This is a genomic window from Tianweitania sediminis, assembly GCF_017813335.1.
Taxonomy (GTDB): domain Bacteria; phylum Pseudomonadota; class Alphaproteobacteria; order Rhizobiales; family Rhizobiaceae; genus Tianweitania; species Tianweitania sediminis.
The window spans coordinates 85,335-105,721 of record NZ_JAGIYY010000001.1; the positions used below are offsets into that span (position 1 = coordinate 85,335).

The window sequence follows — 20,387 nt, forward strand, 5'->3', positions numbered from 1 at the left end:
CCCGCAAGTGTCCTGTTGTGCGCAACGGTTGGCGCGCTTTCGGGTTGCGCCGGACCCTTGTCCATCGTGGAGCCCGCCGGTCCCGCTGCCAACACGATTGCCACCCTTTGGTGGGTGATGCTGGCCGGCGCAACCGCTATTTTCGTGCTGGTGACCGTGTTGCTCGCGCTGGGCTTCCGATCAAAGGAAGCTGCAGGCGATGAGAAACGTCAGGAACGGTCCTGGATCATCGGTCTTGGTCTCCTGTTCCCTTCCACCGTCCTCCTGGCTCTCCTCGGCTATGGCTTGTGGGTGGGCGAGCGCCTCCTGCCCCGGGACGGACCCGACCTCGTGCAGGTTCAGGCCGAGGGCCGGCGTTGGGAATGGATCTTCGGCTACGGAGATCTGCCGGCCGTCCGAACACTTAACGTGCTGCACATCCCGGCCGGGCGTCCCGTTGATGTGGCGATCACCACCAGTGACGTGATCCACAGCTTCTGGGTGCCGCGCCTGGCCGGCAAGCTCGACGCCATCCCCGGTCACGTCAACGTGTTGCGCATAGAGGCCAGCCAGCCCGGCACCTACGAAGGTCGGAGCGCCGAATACAGCGGCGTCGGGTACGATCACCACGGCTTCACGGTCATCGCGCATGACGCGGCGGGCTGGCAGAACTTCCTGGAAAGCGGCCGATGAACACTCTTGCACGCCATCGCAGGCTGACGCGGATCTGGTCATCCGAGCCAGGCTGGAAAGGCTGGTTTTCCACCGTCAACCACAACGACGTCGGGCGCATGTTCCTCGTTACGTCGTTTTTCTACTTCGTCGTGGCTGGCGTTCTTGCGATGCTGATCCGCGCCCAGCTGGCAACACCGCATTCCGCCTTCGTGGGGCCGGAGATCTACAACCAGCTGTTCACGATGCACGGGACCATCATGATGTTCCTGTTCGCCATTCCCACTTTCGAGGGGCTGGCGATCTACCTTCTTCCGAAGATGCTGGGAACGCGTGACCTCGCCTATCCGCGCCTGACCGCCTATGGTTACTGGTGCTACTTCTTTGGCGGCGGCATGCTCGTGTTTTCCATGCTGGCTGGCATCGCCCCCGACGGCGGCTGGTTCATGTATCCGCCGCTGACCAGCAAGCTTTACTCGCCGGGGATCAACACCGATTTCTGGCTGATCGGCATCACCTTTGTCGAGATTTCAGCCATTTGCGCTGCGGTGGAATTTACGGTCTCAATCCTGAAATATCGCGCGCCGGGAATGTCGCTGTCCAAGATGCCGATCTTTGCGTGGTACGCGCTTGTGACCTCGCTGATGATCCTGACGGGGTTCCCGCCGCTGATCCTGGGATCCGTCCTTCTTGAACTGGAGCGGGCCTTCGGCTTTCCGTTCTTTCAGGTCGATCTCGGCGGCGACAGCCTGCTTTGGCAGCATCTTTTCTGGCTGTTCGGACACCCGGAAGTCTACATTATCTTTCTTCCTGCCGCCGGCGTTATTTCGACCATCTTGCCGGTGATGTCGTCAACCACGCTGCTCGGTTATCGCTGGGTGGTGGCTGCGGCCGTGGGGCTCGCCTTCCTGAGTTTCGGTCTGTGGGTGCACCATATGTTCACCACCGGAATTCCGCATATGGGACTGGCATTCTTTTCGGCGGCTTCAACCCTGGTGGCCGTGCCCACCGGCATCCAGGTCTTTGCCTGGATCGGCACCATCTGGAAAGGCAAGCCGCAGCTCAAACTTCCGATGCTGCATATCCTCGGCTTCTTTCTGACCTTTGTGATCGGCGGGCTGACCGGCGTCATGGTTGCCGTGGTGCCGTTCGATTGGCAGGTCCACGACACCGCCTTTGTGACCGCCCACCTCCATTACGTGCTTTTCGGCGGCTTTGTGTTTCCCATTCTGGCCGGCATCTACTACTGGCTGCCGCTGATGACTGGTCGCAAACGGTTCTTCCGCCTCGGTGAGATCGCCTTCGCGCTGATCTTCGTTGGTTTCCACGTGACCTTCCTGGCGATGCATTGGGTTGGCCTCCTTGGTCAACGGCGACGCATCTCGACCTATGCGCCAGAAGACGGCTGGACCACGATCAACCTGATTTCCTCGGTTGGCGGCTTCATCCTTGCGTTCGGTCTTGCGCTGGTGCTGGTAGAAGTGGCGCTGCAGGTGGTTACCCGCCACCGGACAAAGCGGAACTTCTGGAACTCGGGGTCGCTGGAATGGGCGATGATGATGCCTCCCCCGGCCTACACTTTCGCAAGCCTTCCGCAGGTGAAGGATCGCGACCCGCTGTGGCACGAACGCTTGCTTCCTGTTCAGATCGCGCGCGGAGAAGGCTATCTTGGGGACCCTGTCGGCGACCGCCGCGAGTCGATGACGGTTGAGATTGCCACTGGGGCGCCCGACTTCCACCTGATCTACCCCACCAACACACGCCTGCCGATCTTCTTTTCGGCCGTGACCGGGCTGTTCTTTCTGTCGATGCTCGTGAAGCTCTACTGGTTCGCGCCGATTGCCTTGGTTGGAATGGCAGCCGTGGCGTGGCGCTGGGTCTGGGTGCTCGGACAGAAAGAGGATCTCGGCCCGCAGCCGGTTGGCCGCGGCCTCCAGCTGTCCAACGCGGCGGAAGTGGATCGCTCGCCGGGCTGGTGGGGCTCGCTGTTTCTGCTTGTCGCCAACGCGACGTTCTTCGGCTCCCTTCTTTTCGGCTTCGCGTTTCTTTGGACTGTTGCGCCGGGATGGCCGCCGCCGGTCTTTATCGAACCGTCGCTCCTGGCGGTGGCGATCGGCGTCGGATCCGGAGTGCTCGCTGCGATCGGCACATTCGCGGCCATCCGCAGCAATCGCCGAGGAGCATCCCCGACCTTCGGACTCCTGTTGGCGCTTGCCGGGGCGCTCGGTGTCGCAGCCACCTTCGTTTTCACCATTTTGCGCATGCCGAACCCGACCGAGCATGCTTACGGTGCGACCATGCTCGTGATGGGGAGCTACGGCCTGTTCCATGCCATTGTGGTGTTGCTGATGGTGAGCTTCCTTTTCGCCCGGATGCGCGCTGGCTTCCTGTCCGCGGCCCGGCGTGCCGAGCCAGCCATTGTCAACCTTTGGGCTCTTTATCTTGCGGCGATCACCACGCTGATCCTCGTGGCCATCAACCTGCCGGGATTGGTGGCATGACAAGCGTGCTCAGCATCCTTGTTTCGCCGCTTCTCTGGTTAGCCCTCTTCAGCGGGATCTACGGGTTGCAAGGGCTTTCTTGTGAACTGGACCTCGACACAACCACCTTTGCCGGCATCTCAGCAGCGAGAGCCCTGCTCGGTGCGGCATGGCTCGCAGCCATCGCCTTGCAGGCCACCCTGCTTGCGGCGCTCCATGCCGGCCGCTTCAGCCCGGAAGGAGCCTTCGTGCGCTGGATCAGCCGTGCCACGGGATGGACGGGACTTGTCGCCACGATCTGGACGCTGTTTCCCGTCGCGGTGACGTCCACCTGCGGATGAAGCGCGCCGGGCCCTTTCTTGCAGGCATGTTTCTGCTTGCCGCGCTTTGGCTCGGCCCCCTCCCAGAGATGGCGCGACGAGCCTTTTCACCGCACATGATCCTGCACCTGGGCGTCACCGTGGTGGCGGCTCCGCTGATCGCTGTGGGGTTGTTGCGGATTTGGCCCGAAACGAAGGCACCGAGCCGTCCGCTGCTTGCCGCAGTTGGCGTGACGCTTTTCGAACTGGCGGCAGTTTGGGGATGGCACGCGCCGCTGATGCACGAATGGGCCGCCCGGTCGACACCCATGTTCGTGCTTCAGCAGCTAAGCTTTCTGCTTGCAGGCATGGCAGTCTGGCTCGTGTGCCTGGTGGGAAGGGACGCAACCTCACGCGGCATCGGCACGGTGGCGATGCTGTTCACCTCCATGCACATGACAATGCTGGGCATCCTCCTGGTGACGGCGCCCATGCTCTTGTACTCGCCGCAGTTCTGCCTGGGTGCTTTCGGCTTCAGCCCGCTGGACGATCAACGCTTCGGCGGCGCGCTGATGGCATCTGCCGGCACGCTGCCTTACGTCGGCGCCGGAGGATGGCTGGCGCTGAGCTTCTTCAAGGATAACGATCCGCGGCTTTGAAACCAAGGCACGGACAAGGCTCAAGCGTCCACAGCCCGCTCGCTTTTGCTGCGATCTGTGTTCAGCCGCCTTCGAGGTTGAGCCCGGTCGAAGGCGGCTCTGGTGCGGATCAGTCTTTCTTGGCGCTCAGATGGTTGCTGAGGTGCTTGTTCATTTCGAACATGCTGGCCGACTTCTTGCCGAAAATCTTTTGGAGTTTGTCGTCAGCATTGATCTGACGCTTGTCCTTTTCGTCCTGGAGATTGTTCTTCTTGATGTAGTCCCAGATCTTCTTCACCGCCTCGCTGCGGGGAAGATCGTCCTTGCCGATGATGTCGGCCAGCTCAGGCGAAGGCGTCACGGGCGCCGTGATCCCACCGCGGGCGCCGCCGACGGGTTTGCCTGTGGCCTTGACCTTCTTTTCTGCCGCTGCGGTTTCCTGTTCACCGCGCTGTTCTTTCGTTCTTGCCATGGTTCCCACTCTCCTGCCTAAGGATCTGCTGTTGGTACATCTCGGCGTCATAACGGACGAGCGTCCTTATAGGTTGCGCCGCCTTGGGCTCGGGAACAAGCGCTGAAGCAGCCTTTTCGCCAGCACTGTGCGAAACCTTCCCATTGTCACTCAACTTTCTTGGAACACGCTCTGTCCGTTGTTGTTCTGGTGGGTCCCCCCAATCCGAAAGGACCCATTATGTACTACACAGACAAGAAGCTGCAGTTCCCCGTTCGTGTGGAGAAGCCAAATCCTGTTTTTGCGCGCGCCCTCCAGCAAGCCATCGGCGGCGTCGAAGGCGAGATCCGTGTTTGCCTGCAGTATTTCTTTCAGGCCTGGGGTGCACGCGGCCCTGCGAAATACCGCGACATGCTGCTCAGCACGGCAACGGAAGAGCTCGGTCACATCGAAATGCTTGCAACGGCCGTCGCGCTCAACCTCGAAAACGCGCCGCTTTCCGTGCAGGAAGATGTTTCGAACGACGCGATCGGCGGTTCGGTGCTCAACGGCATGAACATGCGCCACATCCTGTCTACCGGATTGGCCGCCCTGCCGGAAAACTGCAACGGCGTTCCGTTCAACGCCTCGCATGTCTACGCCAGCGGCAACATGGCTGCTGACATGATGGCCAATGTCACCGCGGAATCGAGCGGCCGCGTGCTGGCCGTCCGGCTTTACAACATGACGGATGATCCTGGCATGAAGGAGATGCTGTCGTTTCTGATCGCCCGTGACACGATGCACCAGCAGCAGTGGCTGGCGGCCATCGAAGATATGGGTGGTCTCAGCGCATCCCTGCCAATCCCCAACTCCTTCCCGCAAGAGAAGGAATACCAGGACATGAGCTACACCTTCATCAACACCTTCGTGGAAGGTCTTGCGCCGGCGGAAGGTCGTTGGAGCGAAGGCAAGTCCCTGGATGGCAAGGCAGACTTCCGCCTCATGCCGGGTCAGCCAATGGGCCAGGAGCCGAAGCTCAGCCCACCGCGGCCTGACAGCGGCGCTCAAAGCGAGCAGATGAAGAAGGGCGTGCTTTAAGCACCCGAAGTGGGTCCCGGCCGGTTTCCGGACACGGGGCCCACAAACACCCTGGGGCTGCACCGGATGCTGATCGGCACCGGCTTGTTGGTTCCCGGGGGCGCTTTCGCGATGTTGTGATAGTGCTTCATCCAAGATCGGGACGGCCATGGGTTGAAGCCACGGCCCCTGGTCATACTTTCTTGGCACGAAGCACGTCGCTTCAACGATCAAAGGAGAACAGCCATGAAATGGAACGCACCGAAGTTCGTGGAAGTCAGCTGCGGCATGGAAATTAATCGCTACGCACCGGCTGACGGTCCAGAGCCCGTCCTGTTCTAAAGACACTGCGCACGAGAGTGACGGGTTTGCGTTTTCTCGTGCTCGGTTCTGCCGCGGGTGGCGGACTGCCGCAATGGAATTGTGGCTGCAGCAACTGCGTCGCCGCCCGCGACCCTTCTTCGGACCTCAAGCCCCAAACGCAATCCTCGCTGGCCGTGAGCCTCGATGGCGAAAGCTGGGGCCTCTTCAACGCCTCGCCTGACATTCGCCAGCAGCTCGGGCAAACGCCGGCCCTTCATCCGCGCGGGCTACGCGATACGCCGATCGAGAGCGTCGTAGTCACCAATGGCGACATCGACCACATTGCGGGGCTCCTGACGCTTCGGGAAAAGCAGGCTTTCACGTTGTTCGGCACGGCGGTCACACAGGCTGTTCTCGAAAGCAATCCGGTGTTCCGGGTTCTCGATCGAGCACATGTCGATGTTCGGCCGGTATCCTTGGAGCAGGTGTTCCACCCGGTTCCCGGGCTTGATGCGCGGATCTTCGCCGTTCCGGGCAAAGTGGCACTTTTCCTCGAAGAGGGTGAGCCCGATCTCGATCTTGAAGGCGAACAAACGGTTGGAATCGAGATGATCTGCGGCGACAAGCGCGCTTACTACGTTCCCGGCTGTGCGAAGCTCCCGAGGAGCCTTGCAGAGCGCCTGCGCGGCGCGGATCTCGTGTTCTTCGATGGCACCGTTTTCCGCGACGACGAGATGAGCCAATCGGGTACTGGCAGCAAGACCGGACGGCGCATGGGGCACATGCCGATCTCCGGCGACGGCGGAAGCCTCGAGGCCCTTTCGGCGCTGGACATCAAGCAGCTAATCTACATTCACATCAACAACACGAACCCGATCTGGCGCCTGGGTCCGGAAAGAAGCGCGGTAGAGGCTGCCGGCTTCACGATTGGTCATGATGGCCTGGAGATTTACCTTGGCTGACACACAGACCCGCGACGCGTTTGAAGCGCGGTTGCGTGCGATCGGGGCCGAACGCTACCACGACAAGCACCCGTTCCACCGGCTTTTGCATGATGGTCACTGCACCATGACGCAGGTGCGCGCCTGGGTGATCAACCGGTTCTACTATCAAAGCCGCATTCCCTTGAAAGATGCCGCGTTCCTTTCGCGCTGCGAAGATGTCGACCTGCGGCGGGCCTGGCGCAAGCGGATCGAAGATCACGATGGCGGACTCGAAGACGGCGGAGGCATTCGCCGCTGGCTGAAGCTCGCCGAAGCAGTGGGCCTCGACCCAGACTACGTGGCGTCCACGCGCGGCGTGCTGCCAGCCACGCGCTTTGCCTGCGATGCTTATGTGCGCTTCGTGCGCGACATGCCGATGCTTGACGCCGTTGCCGCTTCACTGACGGAGCTCTTTGCGCCGGCCATTCATCGCAATCGGATCGCTGGTCTCCTGGAACACTACGCTTTCGCGAACGAGGAGGCGCTTTCCTATTTCCAGCGTCGTCTCGAAGAAGCGCCGCAGGATGTTGCGTTCGGCCTCCGCTATGTTTTGGACCATGCCGACACTCTGGACCGCCAGGATGCCGCGGCGGCAGCACTCTGCTTCAAGACCGATGTTCTTTGGGCGCAGCTCGACGCCTTGCACCACGCTTATGTTGCGCCGGGTCTCGTTCCGCCCGGCGCCTGGGACGGCCGCGAAGGCGTGACGGGAGATCTCGAACAACCTGCCAAGCGGGTAAGCGCATGAGCGAAACACCCGTCATCACCGGCGCAACAATTGCCAAGCTCGCACGTGGCGTGCGGCTGCGCGAAGATCCGGTGCGCGGACAAACCGTGCTGCTGGCACCCGAACGCGCGCTGGCCCTCGATGACATCGCGGTCGCCGTTGTGAAGGCGCTCGACGGCGAGCGCACGCTGGATGCGATCGCAGAAGAGTTCGCACGACAGTTCGATGCGCCGAAGGATCAGATCCTCGGCGACATCATTTCCTTCGTGGAGGAGTTTTCCAATCGGCGGATGCTGGAACTCAGATCATGACCGAACACGTATCCCCCCGCGACGTCGACCGCGCAGCCCGCGTGCCGGCGCCGATCGCCCTGCTGGCCGAACTCACCCATCGCTGCCCGCTAGCCTGCCCGTATTGCTCCAACCCGCTCGAACTCGAGGCAACTCGTTCGGAGCTGACAACTGAGCAGTGGATTTCCGTGTTCAACCAGGCTGCGGCTCTCGGTGTGCTGCACCTTCACCTTTCCGGTGGCGAGCCGGCTTCACGGCGCGACCTCGTTGAGCTGACGGCTGCTGGGGCTGCCGCAGGGCTTTACACCAACCTGATCACATCAGGCGTTGGCCTCAACGAGCGCCGCATCGCGGAACTATCGGATGCCGGGCTCGACCATCTGCAGCTGTCGCTTCAAGGGGCAACGCCGGAGCTTGCCGATCGGGTCGGCGGTTACAAGGGCGGTTACGAGCGCAAGATTGCGGTTGCCCAATGGACGCATGCGGCCGGCATTCCGCTGACTGTTAACGCCGTTTGCCACAAGCAGAACATGGACCAGATGGCTGACATGCTCGATCTCGCCGTCAGGCTTGGCGCGCGGCGCATCGAAATCGCGACCGTTCAGTTTCATGGCTGGGCTGAAAAGAACCGCAAGGCGCTGATGCCCACCCGGGAACAGGTTTTGCGGGCGAATGCCTTTGTGAACGAGGCACGGAAGCGCTTGGAAGGCGTGATCGTGATCGACTATGTGCCGGCCGACCACCATTCGAGCTATCCGAAAGCCTGTATGGGTGGGTGGGGCCGCACTGGCCTGAACATTACGCCATCCGGCCGCGTGCTTCCCTGCCATGCCGCCGAAAGCATTCCGTCACTCCAGTTCGACAGTGTCATGGATCGTCCCCTGGCCGACATCTGGTACCACGGCGCCGCTTTCAACGCTTACCGTGGTGACCATTGGATGCCGGACCTGTGCCGGACCTGCGAGCGCAAGGAGATCGATTTCGGAGGATGCCGCTGCCAGGCTATGGCAATCGCAGGAGATGCCTCTGCGACCGACCCGGTGTGCATCCGCTCACCGTTGCGGCAAACGTTGGTGGAACAGGCTGAAATCGACAGCCGTGCCGAACCGCCGCCCTTTGTTTATCGCAGCATGAGACCCGCGCGGGAAGACGGCTAAAACCCGCCCGCGCGGCTTCTCGGTCGCTACTGAACTGCTGCGCTGACGGGACCGACCCGCGTCACCTTCCAAACGGTGTTGGAAAGGTCGTCGGCTATCAACACCGAACGGGTGCGCTCGTCAAACAGAACGCCGACGGGGCGCCCTCGGACTGTGTTCTCCCCTTCCAGGAAGCCGGTCACGAAATCACGCGGCTCGCCGTTGGGCCGCCCGCCGGAGAACGGCACGAACGCTACCTTGTAGCCGGCGAGGTTCGGGCGGTTCCAGCTGCCGTGCTCGCCCACAAATGCGCCTTCGGAATACTCGCCGCCCATTCCGCCGTTCGTGGCGAAGCTCAGGCCGAGGGCTGCCACATGCGAGCCCAGCGCGTAATCCGGCGCAATCGCCTGTTCCACAAGGTCAGGACGCTCCGGCTTCACCCGCGGATCGACATTCTGGCCCCAATAGCTGTAGGGCCAGCCGTAGAAGGCGCCGTCCTGCACGCTTGTGAGGTAATCGGGCACGAGGTCGGGGCCCAGTTCGTCACGCTCGTTCACCACCGCCCAAAGCGCGCCGGTGCCGGGCTCGATTGCAAGGGCTGTGGGGTTGCGAATGCCGGTGGCGAACACGCGGTGCGCGCCGCTCGCACGATCGATCTCCCACACAACTGCACGGTCTTCCTCCACATCCATGCCACGCTCGCCAACATTGCTGTTGGAACCGACCCCGACATATAGTTTGCTGCCGTCAGCACTTGCCGCCAGCGATTTTGTCCAATGGTGGTTGATGCGGCGCGGCAGCTTGGTGACTTCCTCGCCTGGTTCGGTGATCTGCGTCTGACCTTCCTGGTAAGGAAAGCGCAGAAGTGCGTCCTGGTTTGCGACGAAGATCTCGTTGCCCACCAAGGCCATGCCGTAGGGCGCGTTGAGGCCAGTGATGAATTCGGTTCGCAGTTCCGCAACGCCATCATTGTCGGCGTCGCGAAGAAGCGTGATCCGGTTGCCGCCTTTCACGCTGCTGGTTCCCAGGCTCTTGATATAGCCGGCGATCACGTCCTTCGGCCGCAACTTCGGCGCATAGCCGCCTCGGCCTTCCGCGACCAAGATGTCGCCGTTCGGCAGCAAAAGCATCTGCCTCGGGATCTGAAAATCCGTGGCGAGCGCGGTGATCGCGTAACCAGCAGGGACAGTCGGCAGTTCACCGTTCCAACCCGTTGGGTCGGCGATCTTCATCCGCGGCACCAGTGTTTCGGTAAGGGGCGGCAGATCCGGGTTCGGCCCCGTTCGCAGGGCTTGGGCGTGGCTCAGACCGGTGCTGGCGAGCAAGGTTGCAAGGCCGAAAGCAAGAAGACGGGTCATCGGGAAACTCCTTCGGCCGTGCCGCGCGCGCTGTAGGCAATCCAGCCGGCAAGCAGCGCGCAAAGGGTGGACAAGATGGAAAGGGTCAGGCCCACCGTTCCAACGGAACTCCAGGCGTCGCGGCTATGCTGAAATGCATTAACGAGGCCGAATGCGCACATCGCGACCACGAGGATCAGGTAGATCAGCCGCGACCGAAAAGCGGGGCTCCGGCGATGCGCCACAAGCGAGATGATCGCCCAAAGAAGAACCGCCCCGCTTCCAACCATGGCGCCGGTGATCGCCCAGGACGCGAAATTCGTCCACTGGATCTCGGCACTCCTCAGGTATGCGATGTCGGACAAGAGCGCCGTTGTGAACAGGGCAATCGGGAAAGCCAGCAGGATGCCGTGCAGCGGGTGGATGAGCGGCCGGGTGACCACCGTTGTTGTTGCCATGAAAGAAACCTCCTGGACGCCGCAGCGCTGGCTGATCTCCCCAAACGCGACGACCGAGCGTTTGTTTCGCTCGGTCGCAAGGGAACAACAGGTACGTTACGGAAGAAGGATCAGAAAAATGCCTGCAGCCCCGTTTGAGCGCGCCCGAGGATCAGCGCGTGGACATCATGCGTGCCCTCATAGGTGTTCACTGTTTCCAGGTTCTGCGCGTGCCGCATGACGCCATAACCGATCTGGATGCCGTTGCCGCCATGCATGTCGCGCGCCGTGCGGGCAATATCGAGCGCCTTGCCGCAATTGTTGCGCTTGACGATCGAAATCATTTCCGGCGCCATTTTGCCTTCGTCCATCAAGCGGCCGACGCGGAGCGAAGCCTGGAGGCCCAGCGCGATCTCGCTTTGCATGTCGGCCAGCTTCTTCTGGAACAGCTGGGTCTGAGCGAGCGGCCGGTTGAACTGCTTGCGGTCCAGACCATACTGGCGGGCGCGGAACCAGCAGTCTTCCGCCGCGCCCATGGCGCCCCAAGAGATGCCGTAGCGGGCGCGGTTCAGACAGCCGAACGGCCCCTTCAGACCTGACACGTTAGGCAGCAGGGCGTCTTCGCCAACCTCGACGCCTTGCATCACCACTTCGCCCGTGATCGACGCACGCAAGGACAGCTTGCCCCCGATCTTCGGCGCCGACAGACCCTTCATACCTTTTTCAAGCACGAAACCGCGGATCTGGTTGTCATGTGCGGCTGATTTCGCCCACACCACGAAGACGTCGGCGATCGGTGCGTTTGAGATCCACATCTTGGCGCCAGTCAGGCGGTAGCCGCCGTCGATCTTTTCGGCCCGCGTGGTCATGCCGCCTGGATCGGAACCGGCATCTGGCTCGGTCAGGCCGAAGCAGCCGATCCACTCGCCGGAAGCCAGCTTGGGCAGGTATTTGCGCCGCTGGTTGTCGTCGCCATAAGCGTAGATCGGGTACATCACCAGCGACGACTGGACGCTCATCATGGAGCGAAAACCGGAGTCGATGCGCTCGACCTCGCGGGCGGCCAAGCCATAGCTGACATAGCCGGCATCGGCGCCACCGAACTCTTCCGGGATGGTCGTGCCCAGCAGGCCGGCCTCGCCCATTTCGCGGAAGATCTCCGGATCTGTTGTTTCCTGCAGATAAGCCTGCTCGACCCGAGGCGCGAGCTTCGCCTGCGCGAAAGCAGCCGCCGCATCGCGGACCATCCGCTCTTCTTCGGAAAGCTGGTCTTCCAGCAGAAACGGATCTTCCCACACGAAGGTGGCGGCTGCTTTTGCGGAAACGGCAGTTTGAGGATGACCAGCCATGCGGACGTTCTCCTGTTTATCTGGATTTGGCTGCAGCATAATGCTTGTCGGCCCGGTGCGACAACGCTAGTTGCGCCCTCACCTATGCCTTTAACTCATAGTGAGGGCCATGCGATCCCGGCGCTTCCTTCCGTCTGTCAGTCTGCTGCTCGCATTCGAAGCCGTTCTTCGCACCGGCACAACTGCGGAAGCGGCGCGCTCACTCAACCTCACGCAGGGCGCGATTAGCCGGCTCATCAAGCAGCTGGAGCAACAGGTTGGCGCCAAGCTGTTCGACCGGAAGCAGCAGCGGCTGGTCGCCACTGCTGCGGCGCGATCCTATGTTCGCAACATCTCGCGCGCGTTGGATGCCATCGAGCGTGCGACCCTCGAACTTGTTTCAAACCCCAATGGCGGAGCGTTGTCCCTCGCAATCCTGCCGGCCTTCGGCACCCGCTGGCTCGCGCCCCGCCTTGGACGCTTCCAAAGCTCCCATCCCGGCGTGACCCTGAACCTCGCCACTCGTTTGAAGCGCTTCAATCTCGATGCCGAAGGCTTCGACGCGGCCATTCATTTCGGAACCGATGATTGGCGGTCGGCGGACCACCTGAAGCTGTTCGACGAACGGGTGACTGCCTGCGCTTCACCGGCATTCCTGACGCACAACAAGATCCATCGACCCGAAGATCTCCTTGATCTGCCGTTGTTCCAGATCGAAAGCAGGCCTTCCGCCTGGCCCGTGTGGTTTGAAGCGCACGGCCTTTCCGGGTCATCGGGACATGGCATGCTGTTTGACCAGTTCGCGCCGATGACGCAGGCGGCGATCGCGGGCCTTGGCGTTGCGCTTCTGCCGTCTTACCTCGCCGCGCCCGAGATAGCGGAAAAGCGACTTGTTGCTTTGTTCAAAGAGGAGGTGGCGGGGGTCGGCGCGTACTGGCTGGTTTGGCCGACCCATCGCGCGGACTACCCGCCGCTGCTCGCCTTCAGGGAGTGGCTCGCGGAGCAAACACGCCCTGCGCAGTGATCCGCCCTATCGCTCGATGATCAGCAGCTCGCAGGTCACGCAGACGGGATTGCTGCCGCGGGTGATCGCGCCTTCGAAGATCGTGCCATCGACATCCACGATCGCGATGTCGAGCGTGGCGCGGCCGTCCGCGATGCGGCCGTCGCGGATAAACAGTTCGGATGCAAAGGAGGCCATGTGGCTTCCGTCCACGAAATCACAGCCCACAAGCGAACCGATGCCGTGAACGGTGGCGTCGGTGATCCCGTGCGCCTGCGCGGCCTGTTCCACGCCGGCGCTGATTTCCGTGTTCGGCTTGATCCGCAGAAGCACGGCGCGATTGTCGCCGTCGCGTGCGGAGCCGTCCGGCACCGGGGTCAACAGCGGGAAATTCGTTTCCGCATCCTGCTGCTGGTCGAGAACCGCGCCGGACAGCGCGTAAACCGTCGCTGCCACCGGTTCCGCAAACATCGCTTCGTGCGGGATCAGGTGACCGGCGGCGCGAAACCCGTCGGCATGAAGCCAGATGCCGTGGCAATGGATAAATGGCTGACCCTGCCTTCGGCCAAAGCTCATCACGAGCCGCTCGTTCAGGCCAACGCCCTCGGGACGGTGCATGTCGCTATACCAGGCGGCGTGCTCGGCATCGAGGCTAGGCGCCGGCATCACGTAAACCAGCGGGTTGAAGCTGCCGCCCTCGATCTCGATCAAGGCGCCGTCAATGCCGTGCTCGCGCAAGGCTTTGGCAACGGCTTCGAGCACGGGCAGACCGGACTGGAAGGTGACCCGCAACGCGCGTGCCGAACAGGGTTCAGCCAGGACCCGCGGCGCCACCGGCTGCCCGGGGTGGGTGATGGAGCGCAGGTTCACGTCCTCGCTCATTCGCGCACCATCAAGCCGGCGCTGACAAAGCCGCCATCCACCGCCAGCGTTTGACCGTTGATGTAGCTTGCTTCATCCGAAACGAGGAACGCCACGACCTCGGCAATTTCTCGCGTGGTGCCATAGCGTTTTTGCGGAATGCGCTCGTGCCATTGTTCCCGCACATCGGCTGTGTGAACGCGATCCGTTAGCGGCGTGTTGACGGCGCCCGGAGCCACCGCATTGACGCGGATGTTGCTTGCCCCCCATTCGGTGCACAGGATGCGGGTGAGATGGCTCACCGCGGCCTTGGAAGAGCCATAGGCCGCGCGCCCCTTGTTGCCGAGGAGGCCAGACACGGACGAGATGTTGACCACCGCACCCCCGCGGTTCTGAGCCAGCCAGATCCTGGCTGCCGCGCGCGCCACAATGAACGTGCCGGTGAGGTTCACGTCCATGATACGGCGAAATTCCTCCACCGCCATGTTGACCGCCGGCGTGTCCTGGCCGATGCCGGCGCAGTTGACCACGGCGCCGAGCGGCGCGCTTTGAGCGACCTGCTCCATGATCGCCTCCACCGCCGCCTCATCCGTGACGGTCGCTGCATAGCCTTGATCGGCGGGAATGCCGAGCTTGTTGCAGGCTGCGTTCAGTGCATCGGCCGTAAGGTCGAGCAGATGCACCTGCCAGCCGCGCTTGTGCAGAACCTCGGCGATGTCGAAGCCGATGCCCGACGCGCCGCCGGTCACGACGACGCTTCTTGTATCACTGCTCATGAGGGGTCCTCAGGCGCTCAGCCGGGCGGGCTGCGGGTCGAGCTCGCCGCGCTTGTCGAGTTCTTCGCGGATCAGCTTCTTGGCAATCTTGCCGTAAGCCGATTTCGGCATCTCGTCCCAGAACAGGTAGCGCTTGGGCAACTTGTAACGCGACACCTTGCCATCAAGGAACGCCGCCAGTTCGGCTGCATCAGCGCGTTCGCCCGGCCGCAAAACGCAGACGGCGACGCCGACCTCGCCCCATACCGGATCCGGAACGCCGAGGATCGCCACCTCGCCCACGGCCGGATGCTGCAGCAACTTTTCCTCGATCTCGCGCGGATAGACGTTTGAGCCGCCGGAAATATACATGTCGGACTGGCGCCCGGTGATGTAGACGAAGCCCTGCGCGTCCATATGGCCGAGATCGCCGGTGCGAAACCAGCCATTGCGGAAGCTCTTCGCGTTGGCCTCGGGGTTCTGGTAATAGCCGGCAAACACTGCCGGCCCGATGGCGCAAATTTCACCCGTTTCGCCCTGCGCGACCTCTTCGCCCTGTTCGTTCTGGATCTGCACCTGCATGCCCGTGCGCTCAAAACCGCAGGTGCCGATGCGCGCCGCTTCGCCGTCTTCCAGGCTGTGCATCACCGGCGGCAAAACGGTGATCGCGCCGGTGACTTCGCCAAGCCCGAAATACTGCACCAGCACCTTGCCCAGCTTCTGGAGCGCCCGCTTCTGGTCTTCGCGATACATCGGCGCACCGGCATAGATCACGTAACGCAGCGAGGAATGATCGTAGCGGTCCACCGCCGGGTCTTCCACCAGCATCTTTACGATCGTGGGCACGGTGAAAAGGTTGGTGACGCGCCATTCCGCCACCAGCCGCCACAGCGCATCGATGTCCATGCGTTCAGTGGGCATCAGGATGGTGGTGGCACCGCGCGCGACCTGGGTGAGCTGGTGGACGCCCGCGCCATGCGACAGGGGCGCAACCACGATCGAGCGATCGTCGCTGGTGATCCCGGGAAACAGGTCGCAATGGTGGTTGTTGATGACGAAGGCCATCTGCCCATGGGTCAGCACGGCCGCTTTCGGCCGCCCCGTGGTGCCGGACGTGTAGAAGTACCAGCACGGATCGTCGCGATCCACGGCTACGGGCGCGAGTGTCTGGCCTTCGTTACGAGCCACAATGGCGTCGTAGTCCTCGCCGAAAGCAGCGTCCCCTATCGCGATGAACTTGGTCAGCGCCGGACTTGTCTTCGCACAGGCTTCGGCATGAGCCGCGAACCCGGCTTGACAGATCATCAGGGACGCGCCGGAAGATTGCGCCAGATAGGCCACTTCATCCGGCGTTTGCCGGAAATTGGTGGGCACCCAGACAGCGCCCGCACGGAAGGTCGCAAACATCGACTCGAACATCTGGTTGCAGTTGGCCGACTGCACCAGAACGCGGTCACCTTTCTGTACGCCGAACTCATGCACCAGTGCATGAGCCATGGCGTTGACGCGGGCTTCCGTTTCGCGCCACGACCATTGCCGGTCGCCCCAGACCAGCGAGACATTGTCGCTGACCCGGCGCGCCGCCTGGCTCAGGAAGGTGGCGAGGTTCATCACCCGCGTAGAACACGGCACGACGCCGCCTTTCGGGTCAATGCCGCTGCCAGAAGAGGAAGCGGTGTCGCTCATTTCACCCGCTCCAGGATCGACACGTAGTTGGCTACCGCGGCGCCGCCCATGTTGAACACGCCGGCAAGCTTGGCGTCGGGCACCTGGATGCCGCCCGCCTCGTTCATGAGTTGCATGGCGGCCATGACATGCATGGACACGCCCGTTGCGCCGATTGGATGGCCCTTGGACTTCAGCCCGCCCGATGGGTTCACTGGCAGGCGTCCGCCCTTGGCCGTGGTGCCGTCGCGCACGACCTTGTGCCCCTCGCCCTGCTTGGCGAGGCCCATGGCCTCATATTCCAGCAGTTCGGCGATGGTGAAGCAGTCATGCGTTTCCACGAAGCTGAGGTCGTCGAGCGTCACGCCGCCGGCATCGAGTGCCTTGGCCCAGGCGCGACGGGGACCATCGAACGCCAGGATGTCGGCGCGGCGGCTGAGTGCAAACACGTCGTTGACATTCGCGCGGGCGCGGAAGCCGATCGCCCGGTTCAGGTTGGCTGCGGTTTCTTCGTCGGCCAGAACGAGGGCTGCCGCGCCATCGGAAACCAACGAACAGTCGGTGCGGCGCAAAGGACCGGCGACGCGGGGGTTCTTGTCCGACACAGCGTTGCAGAACTCGAAGCCGAAATCCTTGCGCATATGCGCGAAGGGATTGTCGACACCGTTGCTGTGGTTCTTGGCGGCAATCATCGCCAGTTCCTCGGAACGGTCGCCGTAACGCTGGAAGTAGTTCTGCGCGATGCGGCCGAACACGCCGGCAAAGCCGCCTTCCACATCGGCTTCTTCCTTGCGATAGGACCCGCCAAGCAGAATGTCGCTGACCTGAGCCGTTGGCACGGCGGTCATCTTTTCGGCGCCCACAACCAGCGCGATGCGGCCGCGGCCCGATTCAATGAAGTCCATGGCGGTGTAGATCGCCGCCGAACCAGTGGAACAGGCGTTTTCCAGGCGAACAGAAGGCACCGCCGACAGGTCGCCATCCACCATGCCCACCAGTGCGCCCTGGAATTCCTGCTTGGAGAAGCCGCCATTCATGACGCCAACGAAGATGCCGTCGACCTCCCCGGCCGAAACGCCGGCATGATCAAGCGCAGGCGCCACCACGGAAGCCATCAGCGCTTCGGTGTCGGGATACTCGGTTTTACCGAACTGGGAATGTGCCCAGCCGACGATCTGTGCCTTGCTCATAATGAGATCCTTCGGGGTTGGTTCAAGCGTGGTGTCGGGTGGCCGTTGGCGCGATGTCCCGCGCGGCCCTTGGGTGGATCGCGGTCAAACGCCCGCTCGAGCTTGGCTTCGACGCAGGCCGCTTCTTCGCGCAAAAGGCGGCTGAGTTCGCTTTGCCGCGGCTCCTGCATCCGGCTGTCGATGGCCGCGACACTGAGCGCGCCGGCAAGCCGCCCGTCAGGATAGCGCAGAGCCACTCCGAGGCCCCAGGAGTTTGGAAACGGTACGCCGGGATTGAGTGCATAGCCGCGCCGGCGAGTCACCTGGACAGCCGCGCGAATGTCGGCGGCAGTCACCATCGGAAAGGTGGCAGCCAGGTAGTCGGCGTTGCGCGCGAGCACATCCTCCACTTCCCCATCGGGAAGGGTCGACAACATGGCGAGCGACCCTGCCCCCACCCCAAGCGGGTGCTCGAAGCCCTTTTGCAGCGCATGGGAGCGGATCGGGTAATTGCCTTCCTCGCGGTGAAGGCAGATCGAAAAAGTGTCTCGGCGGATCGAAAGGAAGCAGGCGTCGCTTGTTTGCCGCGCAAGCCGTGTCAGGCTTTCCATCGCCATTTCCAGGAGACCGAAGCGCGGCGCCGCGAAAACGCCAAGGACGTAGGCTTCTTCGCCTAGGAAGTAGCGGCGCTCGACCTCGTCCTGGCTCACCATGCGCGCGCGCATCAACGCAAGAAGCAGGCGTCGCGTGGTGGCCTTGTTGAAGCCGGAGCGCTCCACGATCTCGAGCAGCGACAGCCCCTGTTCCGGCCCGCGTCCGACCAGTGACAGGACCTGCAACGCGCGGTCGACGCTTTGCGAGCCGGTTATGTCGCGCTCCGCTGCCATCAGTGCGGCACCGGAACCGTGCAGCTTTGCCCGCCGTCCACCGGCAAGCACACGCCGTTGATGAATTTTGCCTCGTCCGATGCCAGAAACAGCGCGGCATGGGCGATATCCCAGGCATCGCCCATTTTTTTGCCGGGGATTGCTGCGTTTCTGGCCGCCACCATCTCGTCGGCCGACGCGTATTGCCCGGAAATCTGCTTGTAGATCAAAGGTGTGTCGATGAGGCCCGGCACAACGCAGTTGGCACGGATTCCTTGCGCCGCATACTGGATGGCAATCGCCACGGTTGCCTGGTTTACGGCAGCCTTGGTGGCGTAATAAGCGAAATAGGGGTAGCCGGTGTAGCGCATCGCAGCCAGCGACGAGATGTTGACGATCGCACCGCCCCCAGCCTGGAGCATCTGCGGAATCACGGCCTTGGCTGTGCGGTAAACGGAGCCGAGGTTGAGATCCACGGCCTGTTGGAAGCGGACCTCGTCCAGCTCCACCGGCCCGCCCATATGAGTCACGCCGACATTGTTGTGCAGCACCGTGATCGCACCGAAGGTGTCGGCGGTCTGCCGGACGGCGTCCTCGATAGAGGCGAGGCTCGTGACGTCGGCGGCAATCGCCAGCGCCCGTCCGCCTTCGGCTGTGATGATCGCCGCGGTTTCACGCGCCGCCCCTTCGTCGAGGTCCACGCAAGCCACGGCCGCACCTTCGCGCGCGTAAAGCACGGCGGCCGCCTTGCCGTTGCCCCAGCCGGGACCAGCAGAGCCAGCACCGAACACGATGGCGATCTTTTGTTTCAGGCGGTCAGGCACGTTTCGAACCTATTGAAGGAGATGGTTTGCCGCGCGACCGAAGCCGCGCGGCAGTCTCGTATGGCTTCGATCAGCCGAGATCGGCGCCCACGGCCGTTTCAAGGATCGTCCAAGCTTCTTCGCCGAACTTTTCCTTCCATTCCTGATAGAAGCCGGCTTCGCGCAGCTTGGCGCGGAACGCTTCCGTATCCGGATCGGTAAAGGTCATGCCGTGTTCCTTGGTCAGCTGCTCGCGCACCGTCTGGTTGAGCTGTGCGGTGTCGGCGCGCTGCTCGTCAGCCTTCGCGTTGAGGTTCTTCGCCACGATTTCGCGAATGTCTTCCGGCAGGTTTTCCCAGGCGCGCTTGTTGGCCAGGAACCAGAAGCCATCCCACATGTGGTTGGTCATGGAAACGTTCTTCTGGACTTCGTAAAGCTTGGCCGTGGAGGCGATGGCGAGTGGATTTTCCTGCCCGTCCACAATGCCGGTCGACAGCGCGGTGTAGACTTCCGCGAAGTTGATGGTGGTCGGGGCTGCACCGAAGGCGGTGAACATCGACTGCCAAAGCGGGCTTGGCGGAACACGGATCTTGAAGCCGGACAGATCTTCCGGGGTCTTGATGGTCTTGCTCGAGCTGGTGATCTGCCGGAATCCGTTGTCCCAGATCTTTTCCATGGGCACGAGGCCCTTTTTCTCGATCTCGGAGCGAGAATACGCGCCGAGTTCGCCGTCCATCGCCTTCCACACGGTCTCATAATCCGGGAAGGCAAAGCCGATGCCGGAGATTGCGGCGTTCGGCACCAGTGTCGAAAGGATCAACGGCGACAGCGAGAAGAACTCGGTTGCCCCGGAGCGCAGCTGGCTCAGCGTTTCCGTGTCATTGCCTAGCTGGCTCGAGGGAAATACGTTGATCTGCAGCCGACCACCCGTTTCTTCCAAGATCGCGTCTACCGCTTCCTTCAAGCGGATGTTCAGGGGATGCGTCGTTTGAAGGTTGTTTGCGAACTTGTAGGTGTATTCGGCGGCGTGAGCGCGCGTGTGGAAGGCGGCGCCCAGGGCAAGCGCGCCCGTTCCGGCGAGCATCGTTCGACGTGTGATCATCATTCTTGCAGTCTCCTCCAGGTTGTTGAGTTGTAGATCGTTGA

Annotated in this window: 22 protein-coding genes; 11 read left to right on the top strand and 11 right to left on the bottom strand. The window is 62.4% G+C overall.

Going from position 1 to position 20,387, the window contains the following annotated elements; translation table 11 throughout:
• Positions 1-15 precede the first annotated feature (15 nt).
• The 4 genes from J5Y06_RS00365 to J5Y06_RS00380 are packed head-to-tail and all read left to right on the top strand — an operon-like array spanning position 16 to position 4,089.
• On the top strand, positions 16-672 hold the full coding sequence (locus J5Y06_RS00365) for a cytochrome c oxidase subunit II (protein WP_245247485.1): 657 nt from the start codon (positions 16-18) through the stop codon (positions 670-672).
• Complete coding sequence (gene ctaD / locus J5Y06_RS00370; protein WP_209333142.1) at positions 669-3,152, top strand: cytochrome c oxidase subunit I; 2,484 nt, start codon at positions 669-671, stop codon at positions 3,150-3,152. The genes J5Y06_RS00365 and ctaD overlap by 4 nt, the downstream gene beginning before the upstream one ends.
• Complete coding sequence (locus J5Y06_RS00375) at positions 3,149-3,472, top strand: hypothetical protein (RefSeq protein WP_209333143.1); 324 nt, start codon at positions 3,149-3,151, stop codon at positions 3,470-3,472. The genes ctaD and J5Y06_RS00375 overlap by 4 nt, the downstream gene beginning before the upstream one ends.
• Positions 3,469-4,089, top strand: coding sequence for a cytochrome c oxidase assembly protein (locus J5Y06_RS00380; RefSeq protein ID WP_209333144.1), 621 nt, complete (start codon positions 3,469-3,471; stop codon positions 4,087-4,089). The genes J5Y06_RS00375 and J5Y06_RS00380 overlap by 4 nt, the downstream gene beginning before the upstream one ends.
• 109 nt (positions 4,090-4,198) lie before the next feature.
• Here the strand turns inward: J5Y06_RS00380 and J5Y06_RS00385 are convergent, their stop codons facing one another.
• Positions 4,199-4,540 (bottom strand): SWIB/MDM2 domain-containing protein, encoded by a 342-nt coding sequence (locus J5Y06_RS00385; RefSeq protein ID WP_209333145.1) that lies wholly within the window; start codon positions 4,538-4,540, stop codon positions 4,199-4,201.
• Between the two features lie 219 nt (positions 4,541-4,759).
• On the opposite strand from J5Y06_RS00385, the gene J5Y06_RS00390 reads away from it, so the two are divergent.
• The 6 genes from J5Y06_RS00390 (at position 4,760) to pqqE (ending at position 9,038) form a co-directional block, all read left to right on the top strand.
• Positions 4,760-5,599, top strand: a complete 840-nt coding sequence (locus J5Y06_RS00390; RefSeq protein ID WP_209333146.1) for a manganese catalase family protein — start codon at positions 4,760-4,762, stop codon at positions 5,597-5,599.
• 225 nt (positions 5,600-5,824) lie between these two features.
• A complete protein-coding gene (gene pqqA / locus J5Y06_RS00395; protein ID WP_209333147.1) occupies positions 5,825-5,920 on the top strand; it encodes a pyrroloquinoline quinone precursor peptide PqqA in 96 nt (31 codons plus the stop codon).
• A 17-nt stretch (positions 5,921-5,937) separates the two neighbouring features.
• The gene (gene pqqB, locus J5Y06_RS00400) at positions 5,938-6,843 is read left to right on the top strand and encodes a pyrroloquinoline quinone biosynthesis protein PqqB (protein WP_342453349.1); all 906 of its coding nucleotides are present in this window, start codon (positions 5,938-5,940) and stop codon (positions 6,841-6,843) included.
• Positions 6,818-7,612: a pyrroloquinoline-quinone synthase PqqC gene (pqqC, locus tag J5Y06_RS00405; protein WP_209334297.1), complete on the top strand. Its 795-nt coding sequence runs from the start codon at positions 6,818-6,820 to the stop codon at positions 7,610-7,612. Before pqqB ends, pqqC begins: the two co-directional genes overlap by 26 nt.
• A complete protein-coding gene (gene pqqD, locus J5Y06_RS00410) occupies positions 7,609-7,902 on the top strand; it encodes a pyrroloquinoline quinone biosynthesis peptide chaperone PqqD (RefSeq protein WP_209333149.1) in 294 nt (97 codons plus the stop codon). Before pqqC ends, pqqD begins: the two co-directional genes overlap by 4 nt.
• Positions 7,899-9,038 carry a pyrroloquinoline quinone biosynthesis protein PqqE gene (pqqE, locus tag J5Y06_RS00415; RefSeq protein ID WP_209333150.1) on the top strand — a complete coding sequence of 380 codons (1,140 nt, stop codon included), beginning with the start codon at positions 7,899-7,901 and terminating at the stop codon, positions 9,036-9,038. The genes pqqD and pqqE overlap by 4 nt, the downstream gene beginning before the upstream one ends.
• A gap of 26 nt (positions 9,039-9,064) precedes the next feature.
• Here pqqE and J5Y06_RS00420 read toward each other — a convergent pair whose 3' ends face one another.
• From J5Y06_RS00420 to J5Y06_RS00430, 3 genes are all read right to left on the bottom strand, one after another.
• Positions 9,065-10,375, bottom strand: a complete 1,311-nt coding sequence (locus J5Y06_RS00420; RefSeq protein WP_209333151.1) for a PQQ-dependent sugar dehydrogenase — start codon at positions 10,373-10,375, stop codon at positions 9,065-9,067.
• Positions 10,372-10,812: a DUF2231 domain-containing protein gene (locus J5Y06_RS00425; RefSeq protein ID WP_209333152.1), complete on the bottom strand. Its 441-nt coding sequence runs from the start codon at positions 10,810-10,812 to the stop codon at positions 10,372-10,374. Before J5Y06_RS00425 ends, J5Y06_RS00420 begins: the two co-directional genes overlap by 4 nt.
• Before the next feature lie 110 nt (positions 10,813-10,922).
• The gene (locus J5Y06_RS00430; RefSeq protein WP_209333153.1) at positions 10,923-12,140 is read right to left on the bottom strand and encodes an acyl-CoA dehydrogenase; all 1,218 of its coding nucleotides are present in this window, start codon (positions 12,138-12,140) and stop codon (positions 10,923-10,925) included.
• A gap of 109 nt (positions 12,141-12,249) precedes the next feature.
• On the opposite strand from J5Y06_RS00430, the gene J5Y06_RS00435 reads away from it, so the two are divergent.
• Positions 12,250-13,143 carry a LysR substrate-binding domain-containing protein gene (locus J5Y06_RS00435; RefSeq protein ID WP_209333154.1) on the top strand — a complete coding sequence of 298 codons (894 nt, stop codon included), beginning with the start codon at positions 12,250-12,252 and terminating at the stop codon, positions 13,141-13,143.
• 6 nt (positions 13,144-13,149) lie between these two features.
• Here J5Y06_RS00435 and J5Y06_RS00440 read toward each other — a convergent pair whose 3' ends face one another.
• From J5Y06_RS00440 to J5Y06_RS00470, 7 genes are all read right to left on the bottom strand, one after another.
• The gene (locus J5Y06_RS00440) at positions 13,150-14,004 is read right to left on the bottom strand and encodes a PCC domain-containing protein (protein WP_209333155.1); all 855 of its coding nucleotides are present in this window, start codon (positions 14,002-14,004) and stop codon (positions 13,150-13,152) included.
• Positions 14,001-14,759, bottom strand: coding sequence for an SDR family NAD(P)-dependent oxidoreductase (locus tag J5Y06_RS00445; RefSeq protein ID WP_209333156.1), 759 nt, complete (start codon positions 14,757-14,759; stop codon positions 14,001-14,003). Before J5Y06_RS00445 ends, J5Y06_RS00440 begins: the two co-directional genes overlap by 4 nt.
• Positions 14,760-14,768: 9 nt before the next feature.
• On the bottom strand, positions 14,769-16,424 hold the full coding sequence (locus J5Y06_RS00450; protein WP_209333157.1) for an acyl-CoA synthetase: 1,656 nt from the start codon (positions 16,422-16,424) through the stop codon (positions 14,769-14,771).
• Positions 16,421-17,593 carry an acetyl-CoA acetyltransferase gene (locus J5Y06_RS00455; protein ID WP_209333158.1) on the bottom strand — a complete coding sequence of 391 codons (1,173 nt, stop codon included), beginning with the start codon at positions 17,591-17,593 and terminating at the stop codon, positions 16,421-16,423. Before J5Y06_RS00455 ends, J5Y06_RS00450 begins: the two co-directional genes overlap by 4 nt.
• Positions 17,590-18,459 carry an IclR family transcriptional regulator gene (locus tag J5Y06_RS00460; protein ID WP_209333159.1) on the bottom strand — a complete coding sequence of 290 codons (870 nt, stop codon included), beginning with the start codon at positions 18,457-18,459 and terminating at the stop codon, positions 17,590-17,592. The genes J5Y06_RS00455 and J5Y06_RS00460 overlap by 4 nt, the downstream gene beginning before the upstream one ends.
• Positions 18,459-19,262 carry an SDR family NAD(P)-dependent oxidoreductase gene (locus tag J5Y06_RS00465; protein WP_209333160.1) on the bottom strand — a complete coding sequence of 268 codons (804 nt, stop codon included), beginning with the start codon at positions 19,260-19,262 and terminating at the stop codon, positions 18,459-18,461. Before J5Y06_RS00465 ends, J5Y06_RS00460 begins: the two co-directional genes overlap by 1 nt.
• A 70-nt stretch (positions 19,263-19,332) precedes the next feature.
• Entirely contained in the window at positions 19,333-20,346 is a 1,014-nt protein-coding gene (locus J5Y06_RS00470) for a TRAP transporter substrate-binding protein (protein WP_209333161.1), read from the bottom strand.
• Positions 20,347-20,387 lie beyond the last annotated feature (41 nt).

Bases quoted from the DNA above. Each gene is read 5' to 3' on its own strand.
- ctaD (WP_209333142.1), top strand. From the start codon at position 669: ATGAACACTCTTGCACGCCATCGCAGGCTGACGCGGATCTGGTCATCC.
- J5Y06_RS00375 (WP_209333143.1), top strand. From the start codon at position 3,149: ATGACAAGCGTGCTCAGCATCCTTGTTTCGCCGCTTCTCTGGTTAGCC.
- J5Y06_RS00380 (WP_209333144.1), top strand. From the start codon at position 3,469: ATGAAGCGCGCCGGGCCCTTTCTTGCAGGCATGTTTCTGCTTGCCGCG.
- J5Y06_RS00385 (WP_209333145.1), bottom strand. From the start codon at position 4,540: ATGGCAAGAACGAAAGAACAGCGCGGTGAACAGGAAACCGCAGCGGCA.
- J5Y06_RS00390 (WP_209333146.1), top strand. From the start codon at position 4,760: ATGTACTACACAGACAAGAAGCTGCAGTTCCCCGTTCGTGTGGAGAAG.
- pqqA (WP_209333147.1), top strand. From the start codon at position 5,825: ATGAAATGGAACGCACCGAAGTTCGTGGAAGTCAGCTGCGGCATGGAA.
- pqqC (WP_209334297.1), top strand. From the start codon at position 6,818: ATGGCCTGGAGATTTACCTTGGCTGACACACAGACCCGCGACGCGTTT.
- pqqD (WP_209333149.1), top strand. From the start codon at position 7,609: ATGAGCGAAACACCCGTCATCACCGGCGCAACAATTGCCAAGCTCGCA.
- pqqE (WP_209333150.1), top strand. From the start codon at position 7,899: ATGACCGAACACGTATCCCCCCGCGACGTCGACCGCGCAGCCCGCGTG.
- J5Y06_RS00420 (WP_209333151.1), bottom strand. From the start codon at position 10,375: ATGACCCGTCTTCTTGCTTTCGGCCTTGCAACCTTGCTCGCCAGCACC.
- J5Y06_RS00425 (WP_209333152.1), bottom strand. From the start codon at position 10,812: ATGGCAACAACAACGGTGGTCACCCGGCCGCTCATCCACCCGCTGCAC.
- J5Y06_RS00430 (WP_209333153.1), bottom strand. From the start codon at position 12,140: ATGGCTGGTCATCCTCAAACTGCCGTTTCCGCAAAAGCAGCCGCCACC.
- J5Y06_RS00435 (WP_209333154.1), top strand. From the start codon at position 12,250: ATGCGATCCCGGCGCTTCCTTCCGTCTGTCAGTCTGCTGCTCGCATTC.
- J5Y06_RS00440 (WP_209333155.1), bottom strand. From the start codon at position 14,004: ATGAGCGAGGACGTGAACCTGCGCTCCATCACCCACCCCGGGCAGCCG.
- J5Y06_RS00445 (WP_209333156.1), bottom strand. From the start codon at position 14,759: ATGAGCAGTGATACAAGAAGCGTCGTCGTGACCGGCGGCGCGTCGGGC.
- J5Y06_RS00450 (WP_209333157.1), bottom strand. From the start codon at position 16,424: ATGAGCGACACCGCTTCCTCTTCTGGCAGCGGCATTGACCCGAAAGGC.
- J5Y06_RS00455 (WP_209333158.1), bottom strand. From the start codon at position 17,593: ATGAGCAAGGCACAGATCGTCGGCTGGGCACATTCCCAGTTCGGTAAA.
- J5Y06_RS00460 (WP_209333159.1), bottom strand. From the start codon at position 18,459: ATGGCAGCGGAGCGCGACATAACCGGCTCGCAAAGCGTCGACCGCGCG.
- J5Y06_RS00470 (WP_209333161.1), bottom strand. From the start codon at position 20,346: ATGATGATCACACGTCGAACGATGCTCGCCGGAACGGGCGCGCTTGCC.